The sequence below is a fragment of the uncultured Alloprevotella sp. genome (genome assembly GCF_963536905.1).
Taxonomy (GTDB): Bacteria; Bacteroidota; Bacteroidia; order Bacteroidales; family Bacteroidaceae; genus Alloprevotella.
Window position 1 is genome coordinate 1 of the sequence record NZ_CAUTBW010000066.1, and the last position, 10,685, is coordinate 10,685.

Genomic DNA, 10,685 nt, shown 5'->3' on the forward strand with positions numbered 1-10,685 from the left:
GATGCAAAAGTACTACGAGTTTTTGGAATAGCAAAGCCTATACACTACTTTTTTTCAAAAAAAAGTTTCAAATCCGGGCGTTTCTGGGAGAAAACGGAGGGAATCTCTGAAGAAAAACAAGGAATTATTGAGAAAAGAACGAGGAGGTGTGGTTGGACTGATTGGGCTGAGCGGAGGTAACGAGAGACGAAGGAGCTAAGAGGGAAGGTATCAGCTCAAACAGAAGTGAGTATTCATTTATCCTCTCTTTACAAACTTACACACATCAAAGTCGTCAAAAAACAATATAGGGCTGGAGACGCTTAAAATCTTCGGGGGTAAAATGCTCAGAGAGACTTAAGTCACGCCAACTTTTTATCGGGCCAAACTTTCTTACGTAGTTCATTATTTCTTTAACCTGTTCATAGTTTAAATATGGATGATGAACAAGTTGCTTAAAAGTACTCTTATTAATATTTAAGGTCTTAACTGGAGCGTTAGATGCCACTTCAAACCACTTTTCAATCCCCTCAGGCAACCCATCCACCTCTTTTATCTGATTACGAGAAACAAAACCTCCAAGACGTTCACGATAACGACATATTTTAGAAGCATAATAACTCCCCACTCCAGGGATACGTTTTAATTGAGTTGTATCAACAGTATTAAGATCCAGAATAGTAAGCTCCTTATACTTTTGGGGATAGGAGGCTCGAATAGAATCATATCGCCGACGAGAGTCGGAAAATGATTTATCTTCAGATTCCACACATATGTATGGCCTTAAGCGCTCAAAATCTGCTTTTGTAAGTCCATATAAACGTTTAAAGTCATCTGGAGAACGCCAGCGTCCCCCCTTCCGTCTATACTTTAAAGCATTATGAGCCATCCAAGGCTTTAAGCCAAGTCGAATAAAAGTTACAGAATCACACACATTAGGATCAAAAGGGAAAGCCTCCTTTACAGCGCCACCATTATATTGCGCATAACGACCTCGATACTGCCCCTCAACACTATCCTGTTCCATTTGGAAAGAGAGTACAGAAAGAGAATCCTTTAAAGACAAGCTCCCAGTAGATAGATTAGGACTTAAGAAATAATACGTCACTCCGCTGCCGACCAACAACACCAGAGCCAAAGCAATAAAACCTCGACGATCAGCTTCTGGCATCAAACGCCAATACTTCTTACTCATAGATATTGGATTTATCCGATTACTGAGGCAAATATAAGAAATCTATATTTTAAATCCAAATTATCATTTAAGAGAGGGCGTGAAAGTCTCGTAAGTACCATCATCATAAAAGACACGAATCTCTCTTACTTTACGAATTTTTCTGTCAATTATATTAACTTCTTTATTTTGTTCTATTTTACTCCTCTTTGTATATAAAGAACGATCCTGCACTAGAGGTTGCTCTATAGCAGGTTCGGAAAACAAAAGCCCCAATTCTGCCTGAGGAGAAGAAGCATTCACAAAATCAGACTCAGGAGCTTCAGATACCACTTGTGCTGGCACAACAGAAAGGTGACTATCTCCCTCACCAAATAGAAGCCAATTTATATTTATCTCGGGAAAAGCTTTATGAATTGCTTGAACATGGTTATTTGTAGGACGAGTCCTACCAGTAAATATACTTGACAATGACGCAGCAGAAATTTCCAATTTAGCAGCAAAATCCTGTTGGGACATTTTAGCATCATCCATAATTTGTCGAATACGATCCTTCATTTCCATAACTTTTCAATCATTTATTATTGCACAAATAGAGAGCTAAGCTTATTCTAAAGGATAGGAGTCTCTCTCCTCTCCTAAAAAGAGGCTTCTTCTAAGCATTTACAAAGATAAAATCATTTTCCTAAATAAACAACATTTGCGAATAGAAAAATAAAGCTGCTAAATCAAAATTTCAAAACTAAAATTTACATTTTAAATAACACAAATTACACATTTCCATATCACACCCCTGTATACATATGTAATTTGTAGATATTAAGACTTATACTATATTATTGAAAAAAATATCTCTTTAATTATACATCACTTAGTTACTAGCATACATAGCTCTTAAAATAGAGCAATAAATCTACCATATAAGTAAACAAATCAGATATTCTCACAAAACATATCAAACAACAAGAATAACAAACTGGTTTTCAACAAAAAAAAGATAAAATATAATATCGAATAAAAATAAATATCTTTTTGTATATCATTCCTTTCGATTTATGAATTTATATTTATGTATACTCATATTCAGTGTGTAAAGATAAACAACAGAGGATGCATTTTCAACAATGTGAATATATAAACTAAATATACAAATTAATATATACACTTGAATTCCATAACAAAACTTAATGCACGATATTTAGAGAAGGAATAAGACTACTTCGCTCAATTTATTCATGAATCTAGGCGCGAGATAAAGAATTCTTTCTCTCACGATTCTCAGAGCGCAGAAAACATCTTAACTGATTATAAATCAATAAATACACATAGAAAAAACATGCATCATTATTGATAACTAAAAAAATGAGTAATTCACTATTTTGCAATCTATAGGATTACAAAATAGATACATAAATAAAGAAATAGGTCCGTTTTTAGAGATTAAAACACTAATAGAATAAGGTAATTCACATTTTTGCAAGAATAGAGTTTCAAAGAAAAGGAGTTGTGCAGAGATTTTACGTATTCCAGAAGAGAAACAATTGAGGCGAGGATCTGCTATTCTCGCCTCAATTGTACAATAATATCATCAAATAAAATATTGACGAAATAGGCTTTAGTGAAGAATAAAAAAGAGAAGTTCTTTTAGTAGTTCTCCAGATGAGATCGTAGCACCTTCTACACCTTTTGAGCGAGCATCTGCACGTCGGATCTCCCCTATTATTTGCATCACTTTCACGCCGGAATAATTTGCCATTGCAGGAAGGATATTTTTCCTCACTTGCCATTCCGTAATACCTAAAAAGGCAGCCACTCCCCTTTCCGATTTATCTGGAGAATAGTAGGACAACATCAGATTTTGGAAGAATTTGAAGACTGTAGGAATTATTCTATTTATCGGGAACACTTTTGAGTTTTTGTCAAAATAATTTGCAATTTGCATTGCTTTAAAAATGTTCTTTGAAACGAGCGCATCTTGCAACTCATAGACATTGTAATCCTTACTTATCCCTATATTCTCCGCCACCAAATCCTTCGACACTTTTTTACTTCCTTCGGGCAAAGCAATACAGAGTTTATCCAATTCGCCAGCCATACGACTCAGGTCGTTTCCAACATGAGCCGCCATCATTTCTGTAGCATCAGGATCGATACCCACCTTCTTACGTCGGAGATAATCTTCTATGAATTTAGGCAACTGGAAATCCTTCAACTTTGGAGAAACGAACAGGACGCCCGTTTTCTCGACGAGAGATGCTAAGCGTTTACGGCGATCCAGTATTCCATTTTTATAACAAAACACCAAGACTGTGGAGAGCTGCGGATGCTTTAGATAGTGTTCCAAGCGTTCCACTTCTTTAATATTCTGCGCCTCTTTCACCACCACCACCAAGCGTTGTGCGCCCATAGGAAAACCATTGGCAGCATCAATTACATTAAAAATAGTGGTTTCTGCCCCAAAGAGTGTGATTAAATTAAAATCTCTCTCTTCGGGATTCAGCGCAGACTGTACGATAAAATCAGCCAAGCGGTCAATATAATAGCTCTCTTCTCCTTCCAGAAAATAGAGCGGCTTATAATTGCCCGCTTGGATGTCTCTCACAATGGCTTCATAAGGAACTCCTCCTTGATTCTTAGTAGGAAATGCCATCGTTTGTATGTCTATATTATATATATGTTACCAGTCATATTTCAGGTGTCGCACCGTCTTACGCTGACCGATGATAAGTTTCATAGCTTCGATACCTATGCGCACATGAGTCTCAGCAAAGTTTGCCGTCACCTTGCGGTCACTCTCGCTCGTCTTAATTCCCTCGGCCTCCATGGGATTATCAGACACCAGCAACAAAGCGCCTGTTGGGATATGATTGTAGAAACCGCAAGTGAATAGAGTTGCAGTTTCCATATCAACAGCCATAGCACACGTTTCGCGCAGATAGCTTTTGAAGCGATCATCATGTTCCCAAACGCGGCGGTTTGTCGTGTAAACCGTCCCTGTCCAGTAATCCTGATTGTTATCACGCAATGTTGTCGACACAGCACGTTGCAGCATAAAGGCAGGAAGCGAAGGAACCTCAGAAGGGAAATAGTCGTTAGAAGTACCCTCGCCGCGAATACCAGCCAGCGGAAGGATATAATCGCCCAAATGCGTTTTTTCAGAAATACCGCCACACTTACCCAAGAACAAGCAAGCACTTGGTTTCACTGCACTCAGCAAGTCCATAATCAGCGCAGCGTTTGGACTACCAATCCCAAAGTTTATCATCGTGATGCCGTTAGCAGTAACGGCACGCATATTAGAGGTCGTTTCTTCTATAGGCACACCGCTCAACTCACAAAACAAATCTACATAATGATTGAAATTGGTCAGAAGGATATGCTCCCCAAAATCTTCCAGCGGCAGACCAGTATAACGCTGGAGCCAATTACTCACGATTTCTTCACGCGTCTTCATATAAATAGTTTTTATACGCATTTTCGGCGGTATACAAAGTCTGTAAATCCGCCGAAATACTTAATTTTGCAATATATTTATTGATTTGCAAAAGTAAGAAAATGATTTCACTTAATCTGCCAAACTTTAATATTAAATTACGCCGGCGAGATGACGGGCAGACTGAAATCCTCGACTTTTTGCGGCAACGCTACATTCGCCTGACCCCTGAAGAATGGGTCAGGCAGCATTTCACCCACTTCCTCGTTGAACACAAGCACTACCCTGCAGGGCTCTTGGGCAATGAAGTGAGCCTCAACGTCAACGGCGTTGAGCGACGTTGCGACAGCGTACTCTTCAATCGCGAAGGAGGAAACCCACGCATGATCATCGAATACAAAGCTCCCAGCGTTCGCATCACGCAAAAAGTCTTCACGCAAATCAGTTCGTACAACAGTGTGATCCATGCCGACTACCTCATTGTTTCCAACGGCCTAGACCACTATATCTGCCGCATCAATTATTCCGACTTCAGCATTCATTTCCTCCCTGAAATCCCCGACTACGTAGAACTCTATTAAGCTAATTTGGTGGTTTCCCCACTTTCGTTTATCTTTGCCCATACTAAACTAAGATGAAAATAAAGTTTTTATATGGCAACGATTTATGACTACACGGTCAAAGACCGTAAGGGTGCTGACGTACCTCTCCGTTCCTACGAAGGCGAGGTTTTACTCATTGTCAACACTGCAACAAAATGTGGATTCACTCCTCAATACGAAGAACTGGAAAAACTATACGAACACTTCCGCGGTAAAGGCTTCCAACTGCTCGACTTCCCTTGCAACCAATTCGGCCAGCAGGCTCCGGGCACTGATGCACAAATTCACGAATTTTGCCAGCTCACCTATGGTGTCGACTTCCCACAGTTCAAGAAAGTAAAGGTCAATGGTCCAGATGCAAGCCCGATCTTCCTCTTCCTACAACAGCAAAAAGGCTTTGCTGGATTCGATATGGAACACCCCATTGCCCCCATTCTCGACAAGATGCTGAGCGAAGCCGACCCTGACTACAAAGAGAAAGCCGACATCAAATGGAACTTCACCAAATTCCTCATCAATAAGCAAGGCCAGGTAGTAGCTCGCTTCGAACCTACGGCCCCCATTGCCGAAATTGAAAAGAGTATCGAAGCTCTACTAGTATAGGTAAACTTCAGAAATAAAAAGGTATACTTTAAGCCGCGCAAATCTGACGTCAGATTTGCGCGGCTTTCTTTTGCGGAATTTCCTAAAAATACCTTTAAGTGCTATAACGAACAACTAAGTTTTATCACTCATCCCAAAGATTGGGGTGAGCAGGAGAGCCAGATCCTTTATCGGATGAGTCCTCATCATCGAAGATCCCTTGTCGGGTCTGACCACCGCCACCAGGACCAGCACCGCTACCAATAGGGACGGAGATATCAAGAATATGACTCTGAAGGTCAACAGTCACAACTTCCATTGCGGGAGTTACATATATTTTTGTTTTCATTGTATTCACTTGTTTTTTATTTCTTCTCTTTATCGCCTCTACCCCAAAAACGCCATCTGTAAAGCATCTGTACCATTGGGGAGAAGACAGAGAATCTCTTATTTTCTTGGGAATTCTCGTTCCCCCTCTTTTTCCGAAGAAGTGGAACGAGAATAGAATTAGAATTTATAGAATTTCTTACCGTTTACAATATAGATTTGTCCACGCTCCAGCTTGTTGTAGTCCTTGCCCATCAGTTTGCCATCGATGGAATAGAACGGGTATTTACCACTGTGCATATCCTTTTCTGTATCGCTTTCGAGCTGGTTGATACCAGTCACATTGCTGTCATCGTCGCCTTCGAGCACAAGAAGGAAACTTCTGCTGGCAGCAGCACCCGTAGGACTGCTCACAAAACAGCGGAAAGGAGCAATATAGTCGTTTTCTACACCATTCTGCACTGCCCACCACTTGTTGCCATTCAGATAGTAAGCTTTCTTTGCATACGCAGCAGCATTGTCTATCTTCTCTGTAGTTCCAAAGAATTTCCAGTCGCTCGTTTCAATTCCCAGCTGTCCGGCATCATCCACTTTTGGAGAAACTGGAACTGCCACATTGTGCATCACTGGCAGTTTGTGTGTCTGTCCATCAGTAATTCTTACAAGGTATGGTTTGTTGGCAGAGAGACGCGTACCTTGAGGCACTTCACGGAACACAAAAGCCTTTTCTCCATCACTATGCACATTCTTTTTCACCAGCGTATAGGCACACATACCTTCAGGCAGATCCGTGGGATAGGGCAAATAGAGCGTACTCACCGCTTTGCCAGTAGTGACATTGAAAGTGCGGCTATAGCGTGCCGTTTGTGCAGTGAAAGCAAAAGGCACACGGTAAGGCAGACCATCTTTCACAAAGAATTGTTTACACTTTCCGTCCATGATAAAGTTCGAACCATCGCCACCTGTTTCATCATTGTTCTCATCTGTATTAAAGCGCTGATCAAACGTCGCAGTGGGCAGTGCTGAATCATTAAACTTTACCTCTGATGGCAGATAAACCAAAGTATTAACTGATGCAGAGACAAAATTTGGATAAGTATCTGCATCATAACCATTTTCGCGTGAAAACTTGTAAGCTGTGTTTGGCTCCCCCTTGAGGTGTACCGTTTGGATCGTACAGTCGCGAGTGTCAATATACAGTAATCCTGAAAAATAATCCCATTGGCCTATCATAGTATAAACTTCACCTCCGCGTCCATTGAAATACTTATCGTATGTACCCATCCTGATACCATAGACACGGCTTTTCAAAAAAGGATTTCCTGGAGTGATTCTGTAAACTCCTTCTGCTGGTGCTTTCAAATGACCAAATACAGCTTCTCCCGTTATACCCGTTGAATTGAAGACCTCTGTACCAATATATTGAAGTGAAGAGGGAATCATTTCGTTAGCATCGCCTTGAAGAGGGCAATTAGCAAAAGCCTGATCCTCAATGCGAGTTATGGTCGAAGGAAGTGGAGTAATATTAGTAAGTGAAGAACAATCAGCAAAAGCCCTCCAAGCAACAGTTTTTAAGCCTTCAGGTAATAGTATGTTAGTAAGTGAAGTGCAACTTTCGAAAGCGTACTGTCCAATCTCAATAAGACTCATTGGGAAGTTGACACTAGTCAAACTTACTGTTTTACCAAAAGCTCCTTCGCCTATTTTAGTTATTCCCTCTGGCAGATTTACTCGGGATAAATTTGAACAATTAACACAGATTTTCTTAGGAATTTCTGTTATTCCTCCTGCTTCTATTGTAAATTCTGTAATATTGCTCTCTGAAAACGCATAGTCGTATACCTTAGTAACAGTAGAGGGAATCGTGAAATGAGTAGAAGGAGGAAATTTTACTTTACAGAAAGCATAAGCATTTATTTCCTCTACTGTAGCAGGGATATTGAAAGAACTGATATTCGACAAATTGGCGTTATATAGAGCAAATGCAGGAAGTTTCTTTACGGAAGGACGAATAGTTAAGGAACTAATAATAGAATTACCTAAAAGAGATCTAATACCACTAAAACCCATACCTTCTGGCGCAATAAGGGCTGATGGTTCAGGACCATCTAATACGATATGAGAAAACTTCAAACTATTTTTACCAACAAATACTGAGTTATGATTTGAGTTATATCCATCCCATGCTGGCTGCCGTTGAGCTTTCATAATGAGGGTTCCACCAAACGGACAATTGGCAAAAGCATCTTCATAAATAGTTTTCATTGTCTCAGGAATAGTAAGGTCTCCTGTCAAAGAACAATTATAAAAAGCAAATTTCCCTATACTCTCTAATCCGCTTTGAAGGCGTAGTTGAGTAAGGTTGGAACACCCAGCGAATCCACAAAGTTCAATGGTTTTAAACTTTCCTGGTATAGTTAAAGAAGTAATACTTGTACAGCCCTGAAATGCGTATTCTCCAATTTTAGCTACCCCCTTGGTTGGCCCTTCTTCAAAGTTTATAGAAGCTAAACTAGTACAGTTATAAAAAGCGTTAGAACCAATCTCTGTTACTTCTGCTGGAATAGTTAGTGATGTTATAGGAGTGCCAGAAAAAGCACTATTTGAAATTTTTTTCAGATCATGTCCAAACGTAACGGAAGTTATACCTGTATCCTGAAAAGCACCTACTCCTAGCTTCTTTGCATTGGTAAGATTTATAGTAGAAGAAAGGTGTGAACAGTCTTCAAAAGCTCTATCTCCAACCCATATCGGAGCCATATTAACATTCGTAAGGTTTGTACAACCATAAAAAGCATAATCACCTATATTCTCTACACTAGGCATACTTACGGTAGTTAATCCAGTGCATCCTCTAAAAGCAGTATTAGAAATCCTCTTTACACTAAGGGGGATATTAACGTCTGTGATTAGGGAATATCCGTTAAAACCTCCGATGAGTGACCCGACATCTGTTACAGAACGATGCAGTCCATTTCCGTCTATCACTTCCCCAGGAAAATTCAACACTCCACTACAAGTGGAGGCTGGTTCTGCAATGCCTATAATGCTTGCAGTGCCATCACTACTTCCCTGGCATTTCCATACTCTTCCGTTGGCTGTATAATTAAATGATGATATTGCGTGCACACTAATCGTTAGCAGCGCCAACAGCAACGTTAAAAATAAATGTTTTGTTTTGTTCATTCTTTCTGATTTTTAATAAAATAATATTTGGATAATTTGATTTTGTTCAAAAAAGTAGTAATGGGATAAGGGGATAGCACAACTTTCCTTTATCCTAAAATGAGATTAGGAAAATTCGCATTATTTAATATAATATTCTCTGAATTATGTAAAAATTGAATATACTATAAGTTCTAATGAAAGGCAATACAGATATTATTGTTTAAAGGTATAGATTCTCAAATTTCGCTTAATCCACCCCCTAATATTCTGTATTTCAATCTATAAGTTAGGATAACATTAATTTATTTCGGGCGCAAAACTATATATATATATATATATATATATATAGCCAAATGTTTTTTCTAAAAAAATCATAACAAAACAAAACCACCTCCATTTTTTAACAATTCGGCAACAAAACAAACATTACTCCATCGCATATTAGGGTACAAAACAATACTATCTCTCCGTCTGATACTAAAATTTGAAAACAAACCTCTCCCAATATATTCTTTGATCCGTGCAAATTAGCCCTCCTTCCCAGAGTCTTATTGCAGAAAAGCTTCACAAGAAATCTTTTCCATTCTTAGAAAAGAAATGCAAATGCAGTAAGGCATAACCGAGAATATCCTTATTGCGTCAGTCCACGCCCTTATTGTATCCATATCTCACTGCCATATTGCGCGCTCATCCACCGTCCCCGGCAGGGACACACCACGCGTAACCGCGGGTGATGCCCGAAGGGTGAACCCGTGGAGAGAGAAGCCCTCCCATCCTCCGACACCGGCGGTGTCGAACAACATCCACACTTGTTACTCTCCCTCAACGCTTGCAGTGCGACGCTTCCTGCGTCGGATAGTAGTACTGTCTCTTGTCCACGGGTTCTCCCTCGCTCCGCTCGGGCATCACCCGCGGTTAAGCATGGTGCGCCTCCGCCGGAGGCGTGAGATACTCTGCTACGGGCGCAGTGGCGTGAGACACGCTGCTCTGCTGCGACTCTGTGTGGCAATCATAGCGTGTGAAGTTGTCCACAGATTATACACGATATGCAGGGCGGAATTCTTCTGCGTACGCACCCTCTGTCCCCGGCGGAGACACACCATGCGTAACCGCGGGTGAGGATGCAGCGCAGAGCATAGAGGACAAGTGGAAAAAAGCAGACTTCCTCCGTGCTCACCCACTGTCCCCGGCGGGGACACACCATGCGTAACCGCGGGTGATGCCCGAAGGGTGAACCCGTGGAGAGAGAAGCCCTCCCATCCTCCGACACCGGCGGTGTCGAACAACATCCACACTTGTTACTCTCCCTCAACGCTTGCAGTGCGACGCTTCCTGCGTCGGATAGTAGTACTGTCTCTTGTCCACGGGTTCTCCCTCGCTCCGCTCGGGCATCACCCGCGGTTAAGCATGGTGCGCCTCC

General features: G+C 40.8%; 9 protein-coding genes. 3 read left to right on the plus strand and 6 right to left on the minus strand.

Features of this window, described 5'->3' with window-relative positions:
- Positions 1 to 180, plus strand: a 180-nt coding sequence (locus ABLA33_RS09395) for a hypothetical protein (RefSeq protein WP_347720104.1), incomplete at its 5' end; no start/stop codon positions are given.
- A gap of 94 nt (positions 181 to 274) precedes the next feature.
- Here the strand turns inward: ABLA33_RS09395 and ABLA33_RS09400 are convergent.
- The 4 genes from ABLA33_RS09400 to ABLA33_RS09415 all read right to left on the minus strand — a co-directional run bounded on the left by ABLA33_RS09400 (position 275) and on the right by ABLA33_RS09415 (position 4,607).
- A complete protein-coding gene (locus ABLA33_RS09400; RefSeq protein WP_347720105.1) occupies positions 275 to 1,174 on the minus strand; it encodes a helix-hairpin-helix domain-containing protein in 900 nt (299 codons plus the stop codon).
- A 63-nt stretch (positions 1,175 to 1,237) separates the two neighbouring features.
- Positions 1,238 to 1,717, minus strand: coding sequence for a helix-turn-helix domain-containing protein (locus ABLA33_RS09405; RefSeq protein ID WP_347720106.1), 480 nt, complete (start codon positions 1,715 to 1,717; stop codon positions 1,238 to 1,240).
- A 1,051-nt stretch (positions 1,718 to 2,768) separates the two neighbouring features.
- Positions 2,769 to 3,803, minus strand: coding sequence for a DNA polymerase III subunit delta (holA, locus tag ABLA33_RS09410; RefSeq protein ID WP_347720107.1), 1,035 nt, complete (start codon positions 3,801 to 3,803; stop codon positions 2,769 to 2,771).
- Positions 3,804 to 3,830: 27 nt separating this feature from the next.
- On the minus strand, positions 3,831 to 4,607 hold the full coding sequence (locus ABLA33_RS09415; protein ID WP_347720108.1) for an AMP nucleosidase: 777 nt from the start codon (positions 4,605 to 4,607) through the stop codon (positions 3,831 to 3,833).
- Positions 4,608 to 4,708: 101 nt separating this feature from the next.
- On the opposite strand from ABLA33_RS09415, the gene ABLA33_RS09420 reads away from it, so the two are divergent.
- Together ABLA33_RS09420 and ABLA33_RS09425 are read left to right on the plus strand one after the other, a co-directional pair.
- Complete coding sequence (locus ABLA33_RS09420; RefSeq protein WP_347720109.1) at positions 4,709 to 5,167, plus strand: type I restriction enzyme HsdR N-terminal domain-containing protein; 459 nt, start codon at positions 4,709 to 4,711, stop codon at positions 5,165 to 5,167.
- Between the two features lie 72 nt (positions 5,168 to 5,239).
- The gene (locus ABLA33_RS09425) at positions 5,240 to 5,791 is read left to right on the plus strand and encodes a glutathione peroxidase (protein ID WP_347720110.1); all 552 of its coding nucleotides are present in this window, start codon (positions 5,240 to 5,242) and stop codon (positions 5,789 to 5,791) included.
- Positions 5,792 to 5,915: 124 nt separating this feature from the next.
- Here the strand turns inward: ABLA33_RS09425 and ABLA33_RS09430 are convergent, their stop codons facing one another.
- Both ABLA33_RS09430 and ABLA33_RS09435 read right to left on the minus strand, forming a co-directional pair.
- Complete coding sequence (locus tag ABLA33_RS09430; RefSeq protein ID WP_315092364.1) at positions 5,916 to 6,119, minus strand: hypothetical protein; 204 nt, start codon at positions 6,117 to 6,119, stop codon at positions 5,916 to 5,918.
- A 158-nt stretch (positions 6,120 to 6,277) separates the two neighbouring features.
- Complete coding sequence (locus tag ABLA33_RS09435; RefSeq protein ID WP_347720111.1) at positions 6,278 to 9,283, minus strand: leucine-rich repeat domain-containing protein; 3,006 nt, start codon at positions 9,281 to 9,283, stop codon at positions 6,278 to 6,280.
- Positions 9,284 to 10,685 lie beyond the last annotated feature (1,402 nt).

Excerpts from the sequence above, each read along its gene's own strand:
- ABLA33_RS09400 (WP_347720105.1), bottom strand. The coding sequence starts at position 1,174 with ATGAGTAAGAAGTATTGGCGTTTGATGCCAGAAGCTGATCGTCGAGGT.
- ABLA33_RS09405 (WP_347720106.1), bottom strand. The coding sequence starts at position 1,717 with ATGGAAATGAAGGATCGTATTCGACAAATTATGGATGATGCTAAAATG.
- holA (WP_347720107.1), bottom strand. The coding sequence starts at position 3,803 with ATGGCATTTCCTACTAAGAATCAAGGAGGAGTTCCTTATGAAGCCATT.
- ABLA33_RS09415 (WP_347720108.1), bottom strand. The coding sequence starts at position 4,607 with ATGAAGACGCGTGAAGAAATCGTGAGTAATTGGCTCCAGCGTTATACT.
- ABLA33_RS09420 (WP_347720109.1), top strand. The coding sequence starts at position 4,709 with ATGATTTCACTTAATCTGCCAAACTTTAATATTAAATTACGCCGGCGA.
- ABLA33_RS09425 (WP_347720110.1), top strand. The coding sequence starts at position 5,240 with ATGGCAACGATTTATGACTACACGGTCAAAGACCGTAAGGGTGCTGAC.
- ABLA33_RS09430 (WP_315092364.1), bottom strand. The coding sequence starts at position 6,119 with ATGAAAACAAAAATATATGTAACTCCCGCAATGGAAGTTGTGACTGTT.
- ABLA33_RS09435 (WP_347720111.1), bottom strand. The coding sequence starts at position 9,283 with ATGAACAAAACAAAACATTTATTTTTAACGTTGCTGTTGGCGCTGCTA.